The 22,760-nt window shown below is 67.9% G+C and carries 20 protein-coding genes; 13 read left to right on the top strand and 7 right to left on the bottom strand.

Annotated elements, in window-relative coordinates:
- Positions 1 to 26: 26 nt before the first annotated feature.
- The 4 genes from ACOGXE_RS03310 (at position 27) to ACOGXE_RS03295 (ending at position 4,384) form a co-directional block, all read left to right on the top strand.
- Positions 27 to 599 (top strand): VOC family protein, encoded by a 573-nt coding sequence (locus tag ACOGXE_RS03310; RefSeq protein WP_419932526.1) that lies wholly within the window; start codon positions 27 to 29, stop codon positions 597 to 599.
- Positions 600 to 647: 48 nt separating this feature from the next.
- Positions 648 to 2,183: a 4-hydroxyphenylacetate 3-hydroxylase N-terminal domain-containing protein gene (locus tag ACOGXE_RS03305; protein WP_419932525.1), complete on the top strand. Its 1,536-nt coding sequence runs from the start codon at positions 648 to 650 to the stop codon at positions 2,181 to 2,183.
- Between the two features lie 96 nt (positions 2,184 to 2,279).
- On the top strand, positions 2,280 to 3,575 hold the full coding sequence (locus ACOGXE_RS03300) for an LLM class flavin-dependent oxidoreductase (protein WP_419932524.1): 1,296 nt from the start codon (positions 2,280 to 2,282) through the stop codon (positions 3,573 to 3,575).
- Entirely contained in the window at positions 3,572 to 4,384 is an 813-nt protein-coding gene (locus ACOGXE_RS03295) for an alpha/beta fold hydrolase (RefSeq protein WP_419932523.1), read from the top strand. Before ACOGXE_RS03300 ends, ACOGXE_RS03295 begins: the two co-directional genes overlap by 4 nt.
- On the opposite strand, the gene smpB is transcribed toward ACOGXE_RS03295, so the two are convergent.
- Complete coding sequence (gene smpB, locus ACOGXE_RS03290) at positions 4,381 to 4,848, bottom strand: SsrA-binding protein SmpB (RefSeq protein WP_419933473.1); 468 nt, start codon at positions 4,846 to 4,848, stop codon at positions 4,381 to 4,383. The genes ACOGXE_RS03295 and smpB overlap by 4 nt on opposite strands.
- A gap of 122 nt (positions 4,849 to 4,970) precedes the next feature.
- Between smpB and ACOGXE_RS03285 the strand changes: the two genes are divergently transcribed.
- The 7 genes from ACOGXE_RS03285 (at position 4,971) to ACOGXE_RS03255 (ending at position 10,018) form a co-directional block, all read left to right on the top strand.
- Positions 4,971 to 5,246 carry a ubiquitin-like small modifier protein 1 gene (locus tag ACOGXE_RS03285; protein ID WP_419932522.1) on the top strand — a complete coding sequence of 92 codons (276 nt, stop codon included), beginning with the start codon at positions 4,971 to 4,973 and terminating at the stop codon, positions 5,244 to 5,246.
- A 42-nt stretch (positions 5,247 to 5,288) separates the two neighbouring features.
- The gene (locus ACOGXE_RS03280) at positions 5,289 to 6,236 is read left to right on the top strand and encodes a PLP-dependent cysteine synthase family protein (protein ID WP_419932521.1); all 948 of its coding nucleotides are present in this window, start codon (positions 5,289 to 5,291) and stop codon (positions 6,234 to 6,236) included.
- 60 nt (positions 6,237 to 6,296) lie between these two features.
- Positions 6,297 to 7,082 (top strand): hypothetical protein, encoded by a 786-nt coding sequence (locus ACOGXE_RS03275; RefSeq protein ID WP_419932520.1) that lies wholly within the window; start codon positions 6,297 to 6,299, stop codon positions 7,080 to 7,082.
- 60 nt (positions 7,083 to 7,142) lie between these two features.
- Positions 7,143 to 7,892 (top strand): MBL fold metallo-hydrolase, encoded by a 750-nt coding sequence (locus tag ACOGXE_RS03270; RefSeq protein ID WP_419932519.1) that lies wholly within the window; start codon positions 7,143 to 7,145, stop codon positions 7,890 to 7,892.
- Positions 7,893 to 7,926: 34 nt separating this feature from the next.
- The gene (rph, locus tag ACOGXE_RS03265) at positions 7,927 to 8,655 is read left to right on the top strand and encodes a ribonuclease PH (protein ID WP_419932518.1); all 729 of its coding nucleotides are present in this window, start codon (positions 7,927 to 7,929) and stop codon (positions 8,653 to 8,655) included.
- Positions 8,656 to 8,748: 93 nt separating this feature from the next.
- Complete coding sequence (gene rdgB / locus ACOGXE_RS03260; protein WP_419932517.1) at positions 8,749 to 9,330, top strand: RdgB/HAM1 family non-canonical purine NTP pyrophosphatase; 582 nt, start codon at positions 8,749 to 8,751, stop codon at positions 9,328 to 9,330.
- Positions 9,331 to 9,397: 67 nt separating this feature from the next.
- Complete coding sequence (locus tag ACOGXE_RS03255) at positions 9,398 to 10,018, top strand: ATP-dependent Clp protease proteolytic subunit (protein WP_419932516.1); 621 nt, start codon at positions 9,398 to 9,400, stop codon at positions 10,016 to 10,018.
- Positions 10,019 to 10,089: 71 nt separating this feature from the next.
- On the opposite strand, the gene ACOGXE_RS03250 is transcribed toward ACOGXE_RS03255, so the two are convergent.
- The 6 genes from ACOGXE_RS03250 to ACOGXE_RS03225 form a co-directional block, all read right to left on the bottom strand.
- Complete coding sequence (locus ACOGXE_RS03250) at positions 10,090 to 10,542, bottom strand: hypothetical protein (RefSeq protein WP_419932515.1); 453 nt, start codon at positions 10,540 to 10,542, stop codon at positions 10,090 to 10,092.
- Complete coding sequence (gene rpe, locus ACOGXE_RS03245) at positions 10,542 to 11,261, bottom strand: ribulose-phosphate 3-epimerase (protein ID WP_419932514.1); 720 nt, start codon at positions 11,259 to 11,261, stop codon at positions 10,542 to 10,544. Before rpe ends, ACOGXE_RS03250 begins: the two co-directional genes overlap by 1 nt.
- A 73-nt stretch (positions 11,262 to 11,334) precedes the next feature.
- Positions 11,335 to 12,564: an acetyl-CoA C-acetyltransferase gene (locus ACOGXE_RS03240; protein WP_323673373.1), complete on the bottom strand. Its 1,230-nt coding sequence runs from the start codon at positions 12,562 to 12,564 to the stop codon at positions 11,335 to 11,337.
- 146 nt (positions 12,565 to 12,710) lie between these two features.
- The gene (locus ACOGXE_RS03235; RefSeq protein WP_419932513.1) at positions 12,711 to 15,023 is read right to left on the bottom strand and encodes a xanthine dehydrogenase family protein molybdopterin-binding subunit; all 2,313 of its coding nucleotides are present in this window, start codon (positions 15,021 to 15,023) and stop codon (positions 12,711 to 12,713) included.
- Positions 15,024 to 15,174: 151 nt separating this feature from the next.
- A complete protein-coding gene (locus ACOGXE_RS03230) occupies positions 15,175 to 15,972 on the bottom strand; it encodes an alpha/beta fold hydrolase (protein WP_419932512.1) in 798 nt (265 codons plus the stop codon).
- A gap of 36 nt (positions 15,973 to 16,008) precedes the next feature.
- Positions 16,009 to 20,061 (bottom strand): hydantoinase B/oxoprolinase family protein, encoded by a 4,053-nt coding sequence (locus tag ACOGXE_RS03225; RefSeq protein ID WP_419932511.1) that lies wholly within the window; start codon positions 20,059 to 20,061, stop codon positions 16,009 to 16,011.
- Between the two features lie 29 nt (positions 20,062 to 20,090).
- On the opposite strand from ACOGXE_RS03225, the gene ACOGXE_RS03220 reads away from it, so the two are divergent.
- Complete coding sequence (locus tag ACOGXE_RS03220) at positions 20,091 to 21,518, top strand: aspartate aminotransferase family protein (protein ID WP_419932510.1); 1,428 nt, start codon at positions 20,091 to 20,093, stop codon at positions 21,516 to 21,518.
- 8 nt (positions 21,519 to 21,526) lie between these two features.
- A complete protein-coding gene (locus tag ACOGXE_RS03215; RefSeq protein ID WP_419932509.1) occupies positions 21,527 to 22,672 on the top strand; it encodes an aromatic ring-hydroxylating oxygenase subunit alpha in 1,146 nt (381 codons plus the stop codon).
- The last annotated feature ends 88 nt before the right edge of the window (positions 22,673 to 22,760 follow it).

Below are 22,760 nucleotides of genomic sequence, written 5' to 3'. Positions count from 1 at the left end.
GCAAGTCCGGCAGAGCGGGGTAGTCCATGAGCGAGACCATCAAGAAGCGCACGACAGCGGTGACGCCCCGGGGCGTGAACCATCTTGTGCTCAACGTCCGCAACATGGAGGAATCCCACCGCTTCTGGTGCGATCTGCTGGGCTTCAAGCAGGTCGGCGAACTCGAGCCGAGAGGCGGTCGAGGGACGAACATGAACATGCGCTTCTACAGCGGTGTCGTCGACGACGTGAATCACCACGACATCGCCCTTGTCGAGCGGCCCAGCCTGCCGGCGCCGCCCGAGCAGTGGAGCATGACCGACGGCGAGTGCGCGATCAACCACATCGCCATCACCTACCCCGACCGGGAGTCGTGGCTGGAGCAGGTGCAGTTCCTCGAAGAGCGCGATGTGCCGATGAACGTCCGAGTCGACCACGGCATGACGCACAGCGTGTACGTGAATGATCCCAACGGATACGGCGTGGAAGTGCTCTACGAACTGCCCAACGAGGTCTGGGAGCACGACATCAACGGCGCGCTCAACTACGCCAAGGTGCTGCCGAAGGACGATCTGCTCGTCGACGACACCGATTACGTCACAGACTTCAACAACTCCTGAGCGATGAGCGCTCCTGTCCCGACGGGCGCGGCCCAGCGCCGGTCGCCGATGACGGGCGACGAATACGTCGAGAGCCTGCGCGACGGGCGCACGGTGTACTTCCACGGCGAGAAGGTGCGTGACGTCACCACGCACCCGGCGTTCCGCAACAGCGTGCGCTCTATTGCCCGCCTCTACGACGCGCTGGGCGATCCTGCCCAGCAAGACGTGCTGGTGTGCGAGACCGACACCGGTTCAGGCGGCAAGACGCACAAGTTCTTTCGGGTGCCTCACAGCGCGGACGACCTCGTCGGCGCCCGTGACGCCATTGCCGGCTGGCAGCGCCTGACCTATGGCTGGATGGGTCGCAGCCCCGATTACAAGGCGTCGTTCCTGGCCACCCTGGGAGCGATGCCGGAGTTCTACGGCGACTACTCCGACAACGCCATCCACTGGTATCAGCGCAGCCAGGAAGAGGTGTTGTACTGGAACCACGCCATCGTGCATCCGCCGGTCGACCGTCACCTGGGACCCGATGCGATCCGTGACGTCTGCATGCACGTCGAGCGCGAGACCGACAACGGCCTGGTCGTGTCGGGCGCCAAGGTCGTGGCCACCGGCTCGGCGCTGACGCACTACAACTTCATCGCCCACTACGGCCAGATACCCATTCAGGACCGTGACTTCGCCATCGTGTGCACCGCGCCGATGGATGCCGACGGGGTGAAGCTGATCTGCCGCAACTCCTATGAGCTGCAGGCGGCTGCCACCGGAAGCGTGTTCGACTACCCGCTGTCCAGCCGCCTGGACGAGAACGACTCGATCTTGGTGTTCGATCAGGTGCTGATCCCCTGGGAGAACGTGTTCCTGTACGGCGACGTGCCCAAGGCCAACAGCTTCTTCCCCTCCATCGGCTTCCTGCCTCGGTTCACCTTCCATGGGCTGGCCCGCCTGTGCGTGAAGCTGGACTTCATCGCCGGGCTGCTGTCGAAGGCGCTGCGCGCCACCGGCACCCGTGACTTCCGGGGCGTGCAGGCCAACCTGGGCGAGGTGATCGCCATCCGCAACCTGATGTGGGGTCTGAGCGACGCAATGTGCCGCAACCCCGATCCGTGGGCGAACGGCGCCGTGCAGCCGTCCGTGCTCTACGGCTTGGCGTACCGCACCTTCACGCCGTACTTCTACCCCCGGATCAAGGACATCGTCGAGCAGGTGGTGGCGTCAGGCTTGATCTATGTCAACTCGAACGCCGCCGACTTCAAATCGGACGAGATCCGGCCATACCTGGAGCGCTTCGTGCGAGGTTCGGACGGCATCCCGGCGCTCGAGCGGATGAAGGTCATGAAGCTGCTGTGGGATGCCATGGGCAGCGAGTTCGGAGGCCGTCACGAGCTGTACGAGCGCAACTACGCGGGCAACAACGAACAGATCCGCTACGAGAACGTGCATGCGGCCGATGGGGCGGCGCCCGGTCAGGAATCCTTGACAGCGATGCTCGAAGGCTTCGCCGAGCAGTGCATGGCAGAGTACGACCTCGACGGCTGGACGATTCCCGGTTTCTTCAACCCCGACGACGTCTCGATCGTGGGCAACGACTGGGACTGAGCCCGCCGCCGCTTCTTCCTCGATTGGCCGCACAGCCGATCCCGACTCGAAGTCGAATGCGGAGTAGATTTTCCGGCGAGCCGCAAGGAGCACGCCGTGAAGTCGATCTTCTTCCATTTGATGCCCTACCCGGAGCTCCCGCCGGACTTCCCTGAGCAGCACCGCTCGGTGTGGGTGGACATCGACCCGAAGCTGTACGACCCCACGGTCGGCCACGAGACCTACAACACCTACCTCGACCAGCTCGAGTTCGCCGCCCAGTGCGGGTTCGACGCCGTGGGCATCAACGAGCACCACTCCAACGGCTACGGGCTGATGCCCAGCCCCAACATCATCGCGGCGGCGCTGTCCCGCAATTGCCCTGACACCAACATCGTGGTGCTGGGCGACTCGGTGGCGCTGTACAACCCGCCGCTGCGGGTGGCCGAGGAGATCGCCATGCTCGACGGCATCACCGGCGGGCGCATGATCGCCGGCTTCCCGGTGGGCTCGCCGATGGACACCATCTACGCCTACGGCCAGAACCCGGCCACGCTGCGCGAGCGCTACCACGAGGGCGTGGACCTGATCCGCCAGGCGTGGACGTCCGACGAGGTGTTCAGCTTCAACGGCAACTACAACAAGCTGCGCTACGTCAACGTGTGGCCCCGGCCGGTGCAGCAGCCCCACCCGCCCATCTGGATTCCCGGCGGCGGCTCGGTGGATACCTGGGACTGGTGCGCCGCCGAAGACCTCGTGTACTGCTACCTGAGCTACTTCGGCTACAAGGCGGGGCTGCGCACGATGCAGGGCTTCTGGAAGAAGGTCCAGGAGCTCGGCAAGGAAACCAACCCGTTCCAGGGCGGCTTCGCCCAGTTCATTGCGGTGGCCGACACCGAGGCCGAGGCGTGGGACCTGTACCGCGAGCCCGCCGAGTACTTCTTCAACACCTGCCTGCACGTGTATGCCGGCTACGCCGACCCGCCCGGCTACAAGACGCCGAACACGGTTCGGGCCGGCGTGGAGGGCATGGTCGAGCGCGCAGCGCGGGAGGCCACCGCTCGGCGCGAAGCCAGCGCGGCCGACGCCGCCAAAGCGGGCGCTGCCAAGTCGTCATACGGCTCGAAGAAGCTGACGTTCGAAGCGATGGTGGAGAAGGGTTACATCATCCTGGGCGATCCCACGCAGGTCACCGAGCAGGTGCACGAGCTGGCCACCACCATGAACGTCGGCCACCTGATGGTGTTCAGCCACTTCGGCAACATGGATCCCGAGTTGGTGAAGATGAACACCGAGATGTACGCCACCAAGGTGATGCCTGAGGTTGCAGGCCTGTTCGAGGACGACTACGAGGATCACTGGTGGCCCAAGCCCGACCACCAGCTCGAGCCCGTGGGAAGCCGCGCCCGATGAGCGCAGGCACGCCGCTGGCAGGTCACTTCGCACCCGGCACGCTGCCATTCCGAGACGGGCACATCGGCCTCGTCGAGCTGGGCGAGGGTCCCACTGTGGGCTACCTGCACGGGATGCTCGGCAACCCTGGCACGCACGCCGTGCTGGAGGAACTGGCCGCGGCAGGCCACCGCGTCGTGGCGCCGAGCCTGCCGGGATTCACCGGCTCCAGCGAGCCTGACGGTCTGCGCAACTTGCACGACTGGGTCGTTGCCGCCAGCGAGGTTGTCGACGTGGCCGGCCTGGCCGGGGCGCCGCTGGTGGCTTCCAGCGTGGGCGCGATGCTGGCGCTCGAGCTCGCCGCGATCCGGCCCGAGGCGTTCGGCCCGATGGTGCTCGTGGCGCCGTTCGGCCTGTGGGATGACAGCGATCCGGTGGCCGACCCGTTCGGCACCACGCTGAGCGTGCAGCGAGCGATGCTGACTGAGGACACCGAGGCGTCAGCGGCCTTCTTCGACGACCCGACCGACCTGCCGGCCGACATGGTGGTGGAGCACGGCGTGCACCGCTATCTCACGCGGACGGCTGCCGCGCAGCTGATCTGGCCACTGCCCGAATGGGGTCTGGCAGAGCGACTGCACCGCGTGACCAACGCCGTGACGCTGGTGCACGGCGCCAAGGACCGGATTATCCCGGCGTCGTACCTGGAACGCTGGGCCGAGGCGCTGCCCAACGTGGTGGGCACGCACCTGCTCGACGACGCCGGCCACCAAGCCGACTTCGACCAGCCGGCCGCAGTAGCCCGCATAGCCACAGCGGCCTTCGGCTAGACGGAGCGGTCCCTCAGCGCCCGGCGGGCCTCGCGGTCGGTTTCTCGCTTGCGAATGGCCTGCCGCTTGTCGTACAGCCGTCGGCCCCGGGCGAGCGCAAGCTCCAGCTTGGCCCGCCCGTCGCGGAAGTAGATCTCCAGCGGGATGAGCTGCAGGCGGTCCTGCTCGGTCCGGGCCCGAAGCCGGTTGATCTCCGCACGGTGCATGAGCAGCTTGCGAGGGCGTTCCACCTCATGCCCCAGGCTCGGCGATGCATGGATCCACGGAGCGATGTGCAGGCCCATCAGCCACATCTCGTCGTCGCGCACCCGGGCGTATGCATCGCCCATCTGCGCCCCGCCGGCGCGCAGCGATTTCACCTCTGTGCCGCGCAAGACCATGCCGCACTCGAAGGTGTCGAGCACCTCGTAGTTGCGGCGCGCACGGCGGTTCGACGCCACGACGTTCCGGTCCTCTGCCACCAGCCCGAGGGTACGGCGGGCGCGACCCCTAGAATCCTGAGTGAACAGGTCGGGAATTGTCGAGGCGCCTCGACGAGTTCCGGCCGGGAACCGCGCACCCCGCTGCCGCCGAACCGGGAGCTCCGATGGCTGTCACCGTCCGCCTGCCGACCGTTTTGCGCCCCCACGCCAACGGGCAGTCGCGAGTTGCCGCCGAGGGCAGCACCGTGGCCGAGGCCGTGTCGTGGCTGGTCGGCGAGTTTCCCGGCATCGCCCCCAACCTGCTCGCCGACGACGGCAGCCTGCACCGCTTCGTCAACGTCTATGTCAACGACGAGGACGTGCGCTACCTCTCCCAGATGGACACTGCGCTGTCCGACGGCGACGAGCTGTCGATTCTGCCTGCCGTTGCCGGTGGTTGAGCCCGCTCGGTCCCGCACCGGCTTCCAGAGCTGAGCGGGCAAGTGGCCGTTTATCGCTCCGTCGACGAGCTGATCGGCGGCACCCCCACGCTTGACGTCAGTCGGCTCAGCCCCAACCCGTCAGTGGAGCTGTACGCCAAGCTGGAGGGCCAGAACCCGACCGGTTCGGTCAAGGACCGGGTTGCTCTGGCCATGCTCGACCGCGCCGAGGCCGAGGGCCGGCTTGAACCCGGCTCGGTGGTCATTGAGCCCTCCTCGGGCAATACCGGCATCGCCTTGGCCATGCTCGGGCAGCGCCGCGGCTACCGGGTGAAGATCGTGCTGCCCGGCAATGTCACCGCCGAGCGGCGCCAGATGCTCGAGATCTTCGGCGCCGAGATCATCGCCAGTCCGGCCGAGCAGGGCTCCAACGGGGCCGTGCGGCTCGCGTTGGAGCTGGCCGCTGCCAACCCCGACTGGACAATGCTGTACCAGTACGGCAACGAGGCCAATCCCGAGGTGCACTACCGCACTACGGGTCCTGAGATCGTCGCCGACGTCCCGGGCATCACGCACTTCGTCGCCGGGCTGGGCACGAGCGGCACGCTGCTGGGCGCCGGTCGGTACCTGAAGGAGCACGAGCCGGGCGTGCAGGTGTGGGCGGTGGAACCGCCGGCGGGCGAGCAGGTTGAGGGTCTGCGCAGCCTCGACGACGGCTACGTGCCGCCCATCTTCGAGCAGTGGGGCGGTGTCGATCTGCTCGACCGCAAGATGATCGTCCGTCCGCGTGAATCCATCGAGGCGACGCGGATGCTGGCGGCCGAAGGCGTGTTCTCGGGCATCTCAGGCGGCGCGGCGCTGGCCGGGGCCCGCAAGGCGGCTGCACGCATCGACGAGGGCGTCATCGTGTTCGTGGTGAGCGACCACGGCTGGAAGTACCTGTCGGTCGGTGCCTGGACGGACGATCTGGATGCTGCGGCTGCCCAGGCCGAGAACGTCATCTACTTCTAGCTCCATTTCGCGGCGATCTCCGCTGCTGAATGTCTGTATCGGCGTCGTACCGTTGCCGCCATGGGCCAGAGGAGATTCCCTCGCCGAGCAGCGGCGATCGCTGTGGCGCTGGCGGCGATGGCGGCTGCCTGCACGGGTCCGCCACTGAGGGTCAATTCGACCCCGCCGTCCTCCATTGCCCTGTCTCGTGACGTCACCGCGACAACACTGCTGCCCTCCCAGGCGTCGTCGGAGCGTCCCACAGCGGTGCTGGTCACGGCTCCAGCCGACGGTGGCGCGGCAACCCCCGACGGGGCCGCGACTGCGACGACGGCACCGCTGCGACTGGGAGGTGCAGCGGTCCCCCGTCCCGAAGGCGTGGTGCTTGCCGGCGACGGCCTCGGTCTCGTGCCCTTCGGCACCAGCGCGCAGGCCGCCGTGGAAGTCCTGACCGTCGCGCTCGGCCAGCCGGTTGCCGACAGCGGCTGGATCGACACGTTCTCGATCTATGGGAACTGTCCCGGCAGCCGGCTGCGAGCGGTGGAATGGCCGGGCGTCTTGGCCCTATTTGGCGATGCCCAGGACGGAAACCAGCACCGCGATGCCGCCGATGAGCACTTCATGACCTGGCGGCTGGGATCGTTCGGGCCCGACCCGTACATGCTGCGGACTGCCGAGGGGATCGGTGTGGGCGCCACGCGCGCAGAGGTCGCTGAGACCTACCCGGCCGCCACCTTCCACCCGGCCACCGCCGGCGAACCGGCCTCGGTCGTGCTCACGACCAGCGGCGGCGAGCTCGTCGGCATCTTCGACGAAGCCGGTGCCATCGGGTCGCTCGAAGCGGGAACGCGCTGCCCGATGGGCTGATGCTCTGCAGGCCCCGGCCCGATGTGAGAAGCCGTGGTGAGATGCGTAGTATCGGCCTCCGTGAGCAAGCTCTCGGTGACGGTCTTGGGTTGTTCGGGCAGCTATGCCGCCGCCGGCGAGTCGTGCAGCGGGTACCTCGTTCGCAGCGACGCGACGACCCTGTGGGTGGACTGCGGGCCGGGCACATTCGCCAACCTGCAGTCGCACGTGCCGCTGGATTCGGTGGACGCGCTGCTGGTGAGCCATCACCACCCGGACCACTGCGCCGAGCTGCCGGTGATCTACAACGCGGCGAAGTACTACATGGGCATCGAGCACATCCGGGTGCTCGCCACCGAAGGCGTGCGCGAGGTCACCGACGTGCACGGCGACAGTTCGGATCTGTTCGGCTGGGAGATGATCAAGGACTCATCGGAGGCATGCGTCGGCGACATCGACGTGCTGTTCTCCCGCACCGATCACCCGGTCGAGACGCTGGCGATGCGCTTCGAATGCGATGGCAAGTCCATCGTCTATACGTCGGACACCGGCCGGGGCTGGGCACTGTCGGCACTCAGCCGTGACGTCGGCCGATCGTCGCCGGACCTTGTGGTGGGCGAGGGCACGCTGCTGCACGCAACCGACAATCCCGAGATCCCCCACGTCAGCGCAGCATGGCTGGCGGCCGACGCCAACGATGTGGGTGCGCGGCAGCTCGTGGTGACCCATGTGCCGCCTGGATCGGATCCGCAGGACCACCTCACCGAGGCCGGCGAGGTATTCAGCGGCGACGTGGCCGTCGCACGCACCGGCGCAACGTTCTGGGCGTGAACACCGTGCTTGCCGAGAATGCTGGGGCTCGGCCGTGACGCGCGCCGACGGCCGGGCCTCGGGCGAGCTGCGACCGGTCACCTTCGAGCGCGACTTCACCGACCAGACGCCGGGCTCGGTGCTCGTGTCCTTCGGCCGGACCAGGGTGCTGTGCACCGTGTCGATCGACGACGATGTGCCGCGCTGGATGCGCGGCCGGGGGACCGGCTGGGTGACCGCCGAGTATGCGATGCTGCCCGGTTCCAGCGGCGAACGCGTCGGTCGCGAATCCAAGCGAGGCAAGCAGAAGGGGCGCACGCTCGAGATCGAGCGCCTGATCGGTCGGGCCTTGCGGGCGGTGTGCGACATGGCGGCGCTCGGCGAGCGCGAGGTCACCGTCGACTGCGATGTGCTGCAGGCCGACGGGGGAACGCGCACGGCTTCCATCTGCGGCGGCTATGTGGCACTGCACGATGCGTGCACCCGCCTGGTCAGCAGCGGGGCGATCAGCCGGCATCCGCTGGTCGACGAGTGCGCGGCCATCTCGGTGGGGATCGTGGACGGCGAGGCCCGGCTCGATCTGCCCTACGAGGAGGACTCACGCGCCGAGGTGGACATGAACGTCGTGATGACGGGCCAGGGGCGCTTCGTGGAGGTGCAGGGCACCGCCGAGGGCGATCCGTTCGACGACGCTCAGCTCGGCGCCATGCTGGCGCTGGCCCGCTCGGGCATCGGCGAGATCGTCGATTTGCAGCGGGCCACACTCGCCACACCGCCATCCTGATCCTGATCCTGATGCTGTTCTGGCCGGCGACAGGGCAAACCGGCAGGGCAAACAGCAGGGCATTCACGGCAGTACGGGCGAGAGGTTGAGCGAATGCGACTCGTGATGGCCTCCGCGAACCCGCACAAGGCGATCGAGATCGCCGCGGTGTTGCGGGAGGCCATGCCAGATGTCCAGATTGTGCCGCGGCCGCCTTCCTTGGGCGATGTGACCGAGGACGGCGAGACGCTTGAAGTCAACGCGCTGATCAAGGCACGGTTCGTGTGCGCAGCTGTAGGCGAACCTGCCATCGCGGATGACACAGGGCTGGAAGTCGATGCGCTGGGCGGTGCCCCTGGGGTGCACAGTGCTCGCTACGCCGGTCCCCAACAGGACGCTGCTGCGAACCTGGCCAAGCTCCTGGCGGAGCTGCGGGACGTGCCTTCCCACCAACGCACAGCGCGTTTCCGCACGGTCGTGGCCGTCGTGTTCGCCGATGGCCGCGAAGTTCTGGCGGACGGTGTCGTCGAGGGCACGATCGCGACGGCGCCGCGCGGCGAGGGCGGTTTCGGCTATGACCCGGTGTTCGTGCCCGACGAAGCAACACCGTCGACCTTCGCCGAGATGGCTCCCGAGGACAAGAACAGCATCAGTCACCGGGGCCGCGCCCTGCGTGCGCTCGCGGAACGGCTCTGAGCGATGCGTCCGATATGGGCTTCGCGGTCCGGCTGGGCGCGCAGGTGCCGTCGGTAACCTGCGCCCCATGACCGACCTTCCATCGATCTCTGTCCCGGCGCCGGGTGTGCAGCGGGCATTCGACGCCAGCGGCGTCTCCGGCTGGACCCAGATCTCGAACCGGCTGCTAGACGACCGCATCGTGTTCTTGGGCGACGAGGTCGACGATCAGCTCGCCAACGTCGTCTGCGCGCAGATGCTGTACCTGGAGGGTCAGGATCGGGGCCGTGACATCTCCCTGTACATCAACAGCCCCGGCGGCTCTGTCACCGCTGGCATGGCCATCTACGACACGATGCAGTTCGTGGCCTGCGACGTGGCCACCGTCTGCTTGGGGCTGGGCGCCTCGATGGGGCAGTTCCTGCTGACCGCGGGGGCGCCGGGCAAGCGCTATTGCCTGCCCCACGCCCGGGTGATGATGCACCAGCCGTCGGGCGGCGTCCGGGGCCAGGCATCGGACATTGCCATCCAGGCCGAGCAGATGGCCTACGTCAAGCGCCTGATGGCCGAGCGCACTGCCCTGCACAGCGGTCAGGACGTGGAGCAGATCTTGCTCGACTCCGAGCGGGATCGCTGGTTCACCGCGGAGGAAGCGAAGGCCTACGGCTTGTGCGATCACGTGATCGTCAAGCGCGGCGAGATGATCTAGCTGGTTCACCCAGGCGCAGCAGTGCTCGTGCGCCTGGTTCAGCCGGGCGCAGCAGTGCTCGTGCGCCTGGTTCAGCCGGGCGCAGCAGTGCAATTGCGGGTGACGTAGTTCACGACCCGCTGCGTCGCGGCGTCCTGCGTTTCCAGGAACGGATCCTGTGCCGCGATCACGGCTGCGGCGCGGTCGAACGTCTCGCGTGAAGCGGTCTCGGCGACAGCCTCGGAAAGTGCAGCAGTCAAGTCAGCCAGCAGCCGCATGTCAGGGCGGATCTCCGCCGGCGCTGCCGCGGCTGCGTCCGCGAACTGGCGCGCTGTGCGGTCCATTGCCTCGCGGGTGCTCGTGTCGTCATTCGGGTTGACGGTCAGGCTGAGCTGATCGACGACCAGCAGGTGGGCGAACTCAGCGCAGAACTCCTCGACAGAAGGTTCGCCGCTGTCGCGCCACAGCGTCAGTCGCAACGCAAGAGCGATCGCTACAACGGCGGCGGCGATGAGGAGCCAGCGCCGGCGAGCTGTCACGGTCATCACGCCCCGAATGCGGCCTCCGCACGGCAGCGCAGGTCCGCGACGCCGTGCGCGAGCCCCTCGTCGTAGCGGTACAGAGCGCTGCCCGACACCAGGATGTTGGCGCCGGCTGCGGCAGCGCCGCCGATGGTCTCGGCCGAGATCCCGCCGTCCACCTCGATGTCGATGCCGGTGCCCGACGCCCCCGCCGAACCGCTCACCGAGATGAGCTGGCGCAGGGCAGCAATCTTGGGCTCCATCGTGGCGATGTAGGCCTGGCCGCCGAATCCCGGGTTGACGGTCATCACCAGCACCATGTCGACCAGGTCGAGCACGTGCGCCACGGCGTCAATCGGCGTCGAGGGGTTGATGGCCACCGCCGGCTGAGCACCCAGCTCGGCAACCCGGCCGAGTGTCCGGTGCAGGTGCGTCACCGATTCGGCGTGGACGATCAGCATCTCGCATCCGGCATCGACGTAGGTGCCCAGCATCGGGTCGGGGTCGGCCACCATGAGGTGCGCCTCGAACATCACGCTGGCGTGGGGGCGGCAGGCGGCGATCACATCGGGGCCGAACGTCAGGTTCGGCACGAAGACGCCGTCCATGACATCCCACTGGATCCTGTCGACGCCTGCCGCCTCCAATGCAGCGCATTCGTCGCCGAGGCGCGCGAAGTCGGCAGGCAGGACGGAAGGGACGATCTGGATCGACCGGGGTGCCGTCGGCGAGGACGTGTTCACCCGGCCAGTGTTGCCGACGCGCCGCCCCGAAGCGCGGCAGTTATCCGGGGGGACGTTCCCCGCGGGTGGCGATCTAGTTGAGGCGCTCCACGATCATGGCCATGCCCTGACCGCCGCCGACGCACATCGACTCGAGCCCGAAGGTCTTGTCGCGGTCGGAGAGGCCGTTGAGCAGGGTGGTCATGATGCGGGCGCCGGTCATGCCGAACGGGTGGCCCAGTGCGATGGCGCCGCCGTTGAGGTTCAGCTGGTCGACGATGTCGATGCCCAGCTCATCGGCAGACGGGATCACCTGGGCAGCGAAGGCCTCGTTGATCTCGACCATGTCGATGTCGCTCATCGTCATGCCCGCTCGCTCCAGCGCCTTCTTGCAGGCCTCGATCGGGCCGAGGCCCATGATCTCGGGGTTCAGCGCCGACACTGCCGACGAGATGATGCGCGCCAGCGGCGTGATGCCCAGCTCCTCGGCGCGCTTGCGGCTCATCACCATCACGGCGGCAGCGCCGTCGTTCAGCGGGCAGGCGTTGCCGGCAGTCACCCGGCCGTCCGGGCGGAATGCCGGCTTCAGCTGCGAAACGGCTTCGTAGGTGACGCCCGCACGGGGACCGTCGTCGGTGCTGACCACACTGCCGTCAGGCAGCTCCAGCGGGGTGATGTCCATCTCAAAGAAGCCGCGCCCGATGGCGTCCTCGGCCTTGTTCTGGCTCATCACGCCGTACTCGTCCATGGCCTGGCGGCTCACGCCCTTGTGCTCGGCCACGTTCTCGGCGGTGAAGCCCATGGCGATGTACAGGTCAGGCAGGCCGACCGGCGGTGTCCAGTCGCCGTGACCGCCTTCGCCGCGCACCTTGGTGCGCTCGCCTGCGGCTTTGAACTTGGGGTTTGTTGTGCCGGGCAGGCTGTCGGAGTTGCCCTTGTCGTAGCGGCTCACGCACTCGACGCCGGCGGCGATGAAGGCATCGCCCTCGCCGGCACGGATGGCGTGCGCCGCCATGCGGATGGTCTGCAGCGAGGACGAGCAGTAGCGATTGACGGTGGTGCCGGGCACGTCGTCGAGGCCGGCCAGGATGGCCGCGGCACGCGCGATGTTGAAGCCGGCCTCGCCGCCGGGCTGGCCGCAGCCCAGCATGAGATCCTCGATCTCGCCGTGGGGCAGCTCGGGCACCTTGTCGAGCAGCTTGGTGACGATCTGCGCCGTCATGTCGTCGGGCCGCATCTCGGTCAGCGAACCCTTGAAGGCTCGCCCGATCGGGCTGCGGGTGGTTGCAACGATGACCGGGTCGGTCGCCGCATCAGTACTCATGTGGTGTCCCCTCGCAGGGCGCGCCGAACCCGTCTGCAGAGCCGGTCACGCTGGGTGTGCGAGCACAGAGGCTAGGTCATTGCCCGGCGCTTCGTCCGGGAAGGCGCGCCACTCCGTGTGGGCGGGAAATCGGGTGCCGCGCGGGCTCAGGCGTTCTGCAGTGCCCGCCAGACATTCTGCGGGCTGCAGGGCATGTCGATGTGGCCGATGCCCAGATGGGCTACCGCATCGCACACCGCGTTGTGCACCGCCGGCGTGGAGCCGATGGTGCCCGACTCGCCGATGCCCTTGGCGCCCAGCGGGTTGCGCGGGCTGGCGGTCTCGGTGTTGGACACCTCAAAGCTCGGCAGTTCCGCCGCCGAGGGCACCAAGTAGTCGCCGAGGCTCGGGTTGCGGGGCTGGCCGTCGCCGTCGTACTCGACGTGCTCGTACAGCGCTTGGGCGATGCCTTGGGCGATGCCGCCGTGCTGCTGGCCATTCACGATCAGCGGGTTCATGATGGTGCCGCAGTCGTCGACGGCGACGTGGCGCACCAGCTCGACTTCGCCCGTGTCGCGGTCGACTTCGACGACGGCCACATGGGAGCCGAACGGGAACGTGGAGTCGGTGCCGTCGAAGTTCTCCTCGGCCATCAGGCCTGCCTCGAGACCGGACGGGCGGGCGCTGTCGTCGTTGGCCAGCTGCGCGATGTCGGCCCAGCTCACCGAGCTGGTCGGCACGCCGGCAACGGCGAGCCCGCCTTCGGCCACCACGATGTCGTCAGCAGATGCCTCGAGCAGGTGTGCGGCGAGCTGCTTGCCCTTCTCCAGCACTGCCTGGCTCGACAGGTACACCGCCGAGCCGGCCGTCTGCAGCGAGCGCGAGCCCAGCGTGCCCGCACCCGAGGGAACTTCGGCCGTGTCGGCGTCGAGGTGGGTGACCTGCTCCATGGGAATGCCCAGCACTCCCTCGACGATCTGGCTGAACGCTGTGTCGTGGCCCTGGCCGTGGCTGGACGTACCCACCCGGATGGTGGCCGTGCCGTCTTCGTGCACCTCAGTGCTGCCGTACTCCACGTGCAGCCCCACCGGAGCGGTGATCTCCACGTAGGACGACACGCCGATGCCCAGCAGCTTTGAATCGCCGGAGTCGCGCCGGGCCTGCTGCTCGGCTCGCAGATCGGCATAGCCGGAGGCTTCGAGCACGGCGTCGAGGGCCCGCTCGTACTCGCCCGAGTCGTAGCTGACACCCGTCTGCAGGGCGGTTGGGAAGGCATCGGGCTGCAGGTAGTTCTTGCGCCGGATCTCGGCAGGGTCCATGCCGATCGCGGCGGCCGCCTTGTCCAGGATGCGCTCCACCATCTGGGTTGCCTCGGGACGCCCGGCGCCTCGGTACGCGCCGATCGGCGTGGTGTTGGTGATGACCGTCTGCGAGACGAAGTCGATGACGGGGATGTCGTACACGGCCTGGCTGAGCATGCCGGTCAGCATCGGCAGGATCGCACCGATGATCGGGTAGGCGCCGGCATCGGCGATTACGTGCGCCTTCAGGCCCACGATGCTGCCGTCGTTGCGCACGCCCATCTCGACGTTCATCACCATGGCGCGGCCTTGCACCATCGACAGCATGTTCTCGGTGCGATTCTCGGTCCAGCGGGTGGGGCGACCGAGCGCCTGGGCCGCCTTGCCGACCACGATGTACTCGGGGTACACCGCTGCCTTCGGGCCGAAGCCGCCGCCTACCCATGGTGCGGTCACCCGCAGCTGGTCGGGCTCCAGGCCGAGTGCCGGAGCGAGCGCCTCATGCTGGGAATGGGCATTCTGCACCGACAGGTGCATGGTCATGCTGCCGTCATCGCCGGGGACGGCTACGCACCCGTTGGCCTCCATCGGGGCACCGGCCAAGCGCTGGGTGACGATGCGCTCCGAGACGACCTGGTCGGCGCCTGCGAGAGCATCAACTCCCGGCCGCTCGCCGGTCTCCTCATCTGGGCCCGGGATGGCGAACGGGAAGCACACGTTGGACGGCTGCCCGTCCCACACGACGGGCGAGTCGGGATCTGCAGCTCGCTCGAAGTCCGAGACAACCGGCAGCGGGCTGTACTCGACGTACACGGCCTCGGCGGCGTCATTCGCCTGCGCCTGGGTCTCGGCCACCACGGCGGCCACCATGTCGCCGACGAAGCGCACCCGGCCTGCTGCCAATGGCGGCCGGTTGAAGTCCGGCGGCATCATCGGGAAGCCCTGGAAGGCATCCATCGGCAGGTTCTCCGCGGTGTAGACCGCCACGACGCCCGGCATGGACGAGGCGTCGGAGGTGTCGATGGAGGCGATCTCGGCGTGGGCCTCCGGCGATCGCACGAACGCGACTCGCGCTGCGTCGACGTCGAGGTCGTCCACGTAGTGATTCGCTCCGGTCAGCAGCCCAGGATCTTCCTTGCGCTGAACAGGATTTCCCAGGATCGAACCCGATGCGGCCATCGCTTGCCCCCTTGTGGCGGGCACCCGCGCAGGGTGCCGGATTGCGTTCAGAACGGCGTGCCTGGCCGCGGACGGCCCGGCATCAGCCGCGACAGTAGCCCAATGCTCAGCAGGCGCTGTGCGCCGCCAGACGTGCTGCAGAGCAGTCCGCTCAGGTCCCGGTCGACGCCGCCGCAGCTCTGTCGAGCGATGCCAGCCAGCTGGCGACGGTGTGCGCTGCGAGGCCCGGGTTCTCGCACATCCACCAGTGGCCGACGTCCAGCAACTCGGTGACCCTGGCGCCCGCGCGTGTGGCGATGCGGCGGTGCATGACGCCGCCGCCGGTGAAGTGGTCGCCGGCCGCCAAAATGCACAGGCCGGGCCGCTGGCTGGCTGCGGCGATGTTGAAGCCGAGGTCGGCCATGGCGGGCTGGGCAGCGTCGCGGTAGAGCGCCAGGATGCATCGGCCCATGTCGGCGTTGATGTGCGGCACGACGGCTTCGGCAACCTCGGGTCCCATGCCGAGACCGGCGTAGAACGCGATTCGCTCCGGGTCGGGACGGCTGATCATGCGCTCGATGGACGCGTCACCCTCCGGCGTCTGCCAGAGCTGCGCCGCGTCATGCCAGACGTAGTCGGGGTCGAACAGGCCGATGACGTCGGTGCACCACGACCGGATCAGGTCCGGGCGCTCCATGGCGATGCGCATGACATGTCCGCCGCCCCAGTCGTGCCCCAGCAGGTCCACGTGCTCGGCGCCTGCGGTGAGCAGTTGCTCCAGCTCGGCTGCCAGCCAGTCGCGGTACTCGTTCATGGTGGCGCCGAAGCCGTCAGGCGCGGGTACGCCGAACCCCGGAGGCGACAGTGCCACGACATCGGAAGCGCCGATGCCGTGGCGCTCGAGGGCGGCGCGCATCGGGTCCCAGATGGCGGTGGTCTCGGGGTTGCCGTGAACGAGCACGAGCGTCATGGAGGGCGTCTCCCAGTTCGGGTCTCGGGCTGGAGTTCAGCCGATCGGTGCAGCCGTTCGGTCGGCTGCACGCAGCCGGGCGGTTGCGTCGAAGTCAACGGATCGGCCATCGTCGCTGATCGCGACGCCGTAGTCACGGCGGGCGCCCTCGACGCTGACGACGTCATCCATCACGTCCCGCAGCACCGCATGGGGATCCCGCTCGAACGCGTCGCCCCAGCCGCCCCCGCCGGGCGTGTCGGCGATCATGCGTGCCGGCCCCATCCGCTTCACGCCGTACTTGGGCGGCACGAACGTCGGGCCGTCGTGCTCAACGTCGACGGGAACGATCCATTCCAAGCCGACCCCGCCAGTGCCGCCGCCGCGCACTCCGTGCCCGGACGGCGTGTCCAGCCCCTCCGCCCGGAACGACCAGATGGCGGGTTCGAGAATGTCGGCCTCGTACCGCACCCCGGTGCCGCCGCGTCGCTGTCCCGGGCCGGCGTTGTCGCAGCGCTGCTCGTGTCGCACATAGCGAACGGGGTACATCTGCTCGTGGAACTCCAGGTTCGGCAGGTCGAGGCCGCCGAGCGTGATGAGGTGGCCCATCTGCGGGAAGCCATCACGTTCGGCAGTCGCGCCGGGGGTGGCCATCGCATGCCACTGGTACATCACCCAGGTAGTGCCGTCGTCACGGCGACCGGCGACGTGGCCGTGCATCGTCTTGGACCATGCGGCGCAGGCCCGGTCGGGGTCGGCTTGCGCGAGCGCTTGCCACACCGCAATCACGATCTCGTGCGCCACGAAGACCGTGTTCATCGTCATCGGCGCCGGCGGCAGGGCGTTCACGATGCTGCCTTCGGGGGCGATGATCGTCAGCGGCCGGTAGGTGCCCTCGTTGCGCGGGATCGACGTGTCGAAAAACGACGACACTGCCAGGAACACCGACGAGTAGGTGTTGGCCAGCGAGCTGTTCTTGAAGCCTTCGATCTGCGGGTCGGTGCCGGTGAAGTCGAGCGTCATCTCGTCGCCCTCGACGCTCAGGTGCACGCGCACGGCGATGTCGGCCGGGCCGAAGCAGTCGTTGTCGGTGCGATCCTCGCCGTAGTAGGTGCCGTCGGGCAGTTCCGTGATGGCAGTGCGCATGCGCCGCTCGCCATGGGTGAGCACGCCGTCGAGGTAGGCCAGGTACGGCTCGACGCCCAGTTCGGCCACCAGGCCGAGGACCCGCTCTGCGCCGATGCGTGTCGAGCCCAGCATTGCCAGCAGATCACCGTCGAGTAGCTCGGGCGTCCGGCAGTTGATGAGCAGCAGCTCCCACAGGTCGTCGCGAACGTCGCCGGCCTCGATCAGCTTCATGACCGGCAGCCGGATGCCCTCTTGCCAGATCTCGGTGGCCTCGGGGTTGTAGGTGCCGGCGAGCCCGCCGCCGATGTCGGACTGGTGCGCGCGGTTGCAGCAGAAGCCGACAAGCGTGGGCTCGCCGCTCTCCTCGTCCCCGTCAGTGAAGACGGGCCTGGCGATGACCCAGTCGGGCAGGTGGTTGCCGCCCGCCACGTAGGGGTCCGACAGCAGGAAGACATCTTCGGGGTTGATGCGTCCCTCGTAGCGCTTCAGCAACGCACGCACGGCGAACCCGCCGCCGCCGGTGTGGATGGGGATGCCGTCGGCATTGGCCACGAGCGTCCCGTCGGGTGTTGTCACGTAGCAGGAGAAGTCGTGGCTCTGGCTGAAGATCGTGCTACGCGCCGTGCGCGTCATCACCCAGCCCATGTGCTTGCTGATCTGGTCGAGCCGGTTCTGCATGACCGCGAGCACGATCGGGTCCAGCTCGACCCCGTCCGGTGCCGCCGCAACGCCGTTCGTCTCGCTGCGCGTGCGGCTCGATTGGACGCTGCGGGACACGGCCGCATCCCCCGTCCCCGCCGCACGCTCGGCTTCGTCGGCTGGTGTCAAGTCGATGAACAGGTCGCCGTTCGCGTCCACCCACAGCCGGTCGCCCGGTCGTGCCACAACCGTCGTAGTCAGTTCCTCGACGAGCGCCGGCCCCGTGATCGTGTGGCCGCGCCGCAGCACCTCGCCGTCGAATATTGGTGTGTCGCACCAGCCGAACGGGCCGTGCCAGACCGAGCGCGTCTCGATGGGTTCGGGGTCGCCTTCAGCGGGCGCCGTTTCGGAGGTGGCCACGTTGCCCGTGCTCGCCCGTGCGACGAGGCGAAGCGAGGCCACCATGATCGTGCCGTCCTGCTGGACGTGGCCGTACAGCCGCTGATACTCAGCTTCGAAGGCGCCGCGCACTGCTGCCGCGTCGATCGTGGACAGGTCGTCGCCGTAGGCGGGTACGCGGATCGTCCAGAGCTGGCCCGGGTGGTGCAGCTCCAGTTCGCAGTCGAGCGTCACCTGGTCGGCTGCGAAGCCCTCCCCGTCCATCACGTCGAGGGCTTGTGCACGCAGGGCCTCGAATCCGGCGTCGATCTCGGCGGCATCCAGCTCGTCGAGCGAGCCCATCAGGAAGCGAGTGAAGTCCTGGCGGACATCGGAGTGCAGCATCCCGATGGCGCACAGCGCGCCGGCGTCGCGGGGCACATACACGCGCTCGCAACCGAGTCCGGCAGCCACTGATGCGCCGTGCATCGGACCGGCGCCGCCAGCGGCGACCATGGTGAAGCGCCGGGGCGAGTGGCCCCGTTCGATCGAGATGTGCTCGGTGGCGCTGAGCAGGTGCTGCTCGACGACCTCGACAATGCCGGCCGCTGCCTCTTCGACCGTCATGCCGAGCGGTTCGGCGACATGGGTGCGGATCGCTTCACGGGCAGCGTCGATGTCGAGGTCCAGAGTGCCGCCGGCCGACTTGCCCGGCCTCAGACGGCCGAGCACCAGCTGCGCGTCGGTGACTGTCGGCAGGGTGCCCCCGTGGCCGTAACAGGCGGGGCCGGGGTCGGCCCCCGCGCCCTGCGGTCCGACATACAGCAAGCCGGCCTCGTCGACTCCCGCGATGGTGCCGCCCCCGGCGCCGATCGTGTGAATGTCGATGGCCGGTGTGGAGACGTGATAGCCGGCGATCATGATGTCGTCGCGGGTGTCCACCTCGCCGCCCGACATGAGCAGCACGTCGCAGGACGTGCCGCCGATCTCCATGGAGATCAGGTTCCCGGCGACCGCCGAGGTGTTCTCGTCGGTGACGAGAGCGGCGTCGGTGGCATCGCGGTACAGGTTCAGCGCGCCGATCGCGGCGGCGGGACCGCTGAGCAGCAGGTTGACGGGGCGCTCGGACACCTGGTCGACCGACGCGGCGCCGCCGTTGGACTGCACGAGCAGGATGGCGTGACGCAACCCGGCAGCGGCCAATTCGTCGTTGAGCGTGCGCAGGTACGACACGATCTTGGGTGACAGCGATGCGTTGACGACGGCAGTGGAGGTGCGCTCGTACTCGCCCATGAGCGGTGAGACAGAGGCTGATGTGGTGACCCACGTTCCATTCCACTGCTCGCGCACCGCTTCGGCGGCCGCACGCTCGTGGGTGTCGTTCACGAACGAGTTCATGAATGCGATGGCGACGGCCTCGACGTCGTGGCTCTCGAAGTTCTCCAGCACGGTGCCGAGGCCGGCGAGGTCGAGCGGCGCGTGCTCGGTGCCGTCGGCATCCATGCGCCCGCCCAGCGTGGCCCTCAGGTAGCGAGGCACCAGCACCGGCGCAAATGGCGCCCGGTGGTTCCACTGGTCCTCCCGCAAGCCGCGGCGGATCTCCAAGGTGTCGCGGAAGCCCTCAGTGGCGATCAGCCCGACGGTCGCTCCCGTGCCCTCCAGCATCGTGTTGGTGGCCACGGTGGAGCCATGCACGAAGAGCGAGCAGCCGGCGAGCACATCGCCCAGCGGCATGCCGAGATCCACGGCCACGCGGGCGAGCGCCGCATGCACGCCGCGGCTTGGATCCGCGGGCACGGAGGGCACCTTGGCCACCCAGGTCGCTCCCTGCGCATCGGCGAGCACCAAGTCCGTGAACGTGCCCCCGACGTCCACGCCGATGCGCCACGGCGCGGAGGGCCGCGCCGGCACGCCGCCCCCGCCGGCTGTGCCGTTGGGAGCAGGCGTCGTTGTGGACTTGCTCATGGCCTCAGTCTCGCATCCAAGGCTTCGCGATGACGCCTGACACCCGGCCGACAACAGAACAGACCGACCTGAAATGGGGACCGGTGCCAGACTTGGCCGATGCTCGAACAGACGCAGTGCTGACGATGACGTCGACAACGGGGCCGGGGGCATGGTCCACGGATCACTCCGCAGCGCTGTATGAGCGTGCCCGGCAGTCGATCACCGACGGCACGTCGCGGGACACGCTGCTGCGCACGGGAGGGCACCCCATCTATGTCGACCACGGCGACGGTGCGTGGGTGACCGACGTGGACGGCAACCGCTACCTGGACTGCAACAACAACTTCGCGTCCATCATCATCGGCCACGCCGACCCGACAATTGCCGCTGCGGTGCAGGAGCGCATGGCCCGGGGCACGGCTTTCTCGTTTCCCAATGACGCCGAGGTGGAGCTGGCCGAGCTGCTGTGCGGGCGTGTCGAGAGCTTCGAGCTCATCCGCTTCTGCAACTCGGGCACCGAGGCCGTCATGGCTGCGCTCAAAGCTGCTCGCGCCTACACCGGGCGGCCCAATGTCATCAAGGTGGAAGGCGCCTATCACGGCACGTACGACCACGCCGAGGCCAGCCAGTCGCCCGATCCCACGAACTGGGGCGATCCGGCGGCGCCGTCGACGGTGCGGTACGCCGCCGGCACGCCGGCATCAATCGAGGACGAGGTGGGCATCATCTCGTTCAACGATGCCCAGGGCGCCAGCGCTGCGATTCAGCGCGGCGGTGACCGGCTGGCTGCGGTGCTGCTCGATGTGATGCCGAACAGGGTCGGCATGCCGACCATCGAGCCTGAGTTCGTTCAGGCGATCCGCGAGACCACGCGGGAGGTGGGTGCGCTGCTAGTGCTCGACGAGGTGATCTCCTTCCGGCTGGGCTACGGGGGAGCGCAGACGAAGCTGGGCATCGACCCCGACATCACCACACTGGCCAAGATCATCGGCGGAGGCTTCCCGGTGGGCGCCATCGCCGGTCGCCGAGGTCCCATGGAGGCCTTCGTCCGTGTGGCGGGCAACCGGGCCAAGGTGCCGTCGGGCGGCACGTTCGCTGCGAACCCCATCACCATGACGGCTGGCCATGCAGCGATGACGCTGCTCGACCGCGACGCCTTCACCCGGCTCGACACGATCGGCGAGAACCTGCGGTCAGGCCTGCGAGCTGTCTTTGACCGGCTGGGCATCGACTGGCAGGTCACCGGCGCCGGCAGCCTGTTCCGGGTGCATCCGCACCGTCGCACCATCCGCAGCTACCGCGACTCGCACCTCTCCAGCGATGAGACCGTTGAGATCACCGAGTTCGGCCGTCGCATGCAAGCCCGAGGTGTCTATTTCATCGCTGAGGGGCTGGGCTGTCTGAGCCTTGCGACCAGCGACGACGACATCGAGTACTTCCTCGGGGCCACCGAGGCATCGCTGCCGCGCCCATAATTCAGACAATGACCGAATTGCAAGCCGTCCCGGACATTGCCACGGCGATCGATGTGGGATACGACCCCGATCCAGCGAACTCGTTGTCGCTGCACGCCGACGCATACATCGATCCGCGCTGGCACGACATCGAGCAGCGTGAGGTTTTTGCCCGCAGCTGGCAGTGGGTGTGCCATGTCGAATCGGTGCGCACGCCTGGCGACTACGTGGCGCTGGAGGTCGCCGGCATGCCCATCGCGCTGGTGCGGGGCAACGACGGCGAGCTGCAGGCCTTCTTCAATGTGTGCCAGCACCGGGCACACCACCTGCTGGCCGGCGCTGGCAACATCGGCAGCATCGTGTGCCCGTATCACGGCTGGACCTATGACCTGGGGGGCCAGCTGCATCGGGCCCGCGAGACCGATCACGTGCTCGGCTTCGATCCGTCCCAGATCTGCCTGCAGTCCGTGCAAGCCGAAGAGTTCGGCGGTTTTGTCTACGTCAATCTGGATCCGTCGGCCGAACCGCTGGCCACCCAATCCGGAGACCTCGGTGCTGAGATCGCTCGCTGGGCACCGGATGTGTGCGAGCTCACCCACGTTCGCCGTTTCAGCTACGAGATCGCCTCGAATTGGAAGAACGTGGTGGACAACTTCCTGGAGTGCTACCACTGCCACATCGCCCACCCGGATTTCGTGACGCTGGTGGAGATGGACACCTACCAGGTCACCACGCACGGCATCTACTCCAGCCATATGGCCCGCGCAGGCCACTCGGACAATTCGGCATACAGCGTCGAGGGCTCCAGCGTGAAGGACCTTGCGGTGTGGTGGCTGTGGCCTAACACCTGCCTGATGCGCTACCCGGGCCGCGGCAACTTCAGCATCATGCAGATGGTGCCCACCGGACCCGAGACCACGCATGAGACCATCGACTACTACTTCGAGTCTCCGGAGTTGAACCCTGCGGACATCGAATCGATGCGCTACATCGACGAGATCCTGCAGCCCGAGGACATCGGCATCGTCGAGAGCGTGCAGCGCGGCATGCGCACGCCGGCGTTCACCCAGGGTCGCATCGTGTGCGATCCCGACGGCTCGGGCCTGTCCGAGCACGGCGTGCACCACTTCCACGGGCTCGTGCTGGATGCCTACCGCCGCGCCGGCGCCGTCTAGCTCCTGCGAGAACAAGCCTGCCGGATGGGACGGCAGTCACCCCTTGTTCACGTCGCTCACGGGCCATCTGGGCCACGGCTACGCCTCT

This window comes from Candidatus Poriferisodalis sp. (assembly GCF_965208555.1).
GTDB lineage: Bacteria > Actinomycetota > Acidimicrobiia > Acidimicrobiales > Poriferisodalaceae > Poriferisodalis.
Note: the sequence above shows the minus strand (reverse complement) of the source record. Positions and strands in the feature narration are given on the sequence as shown.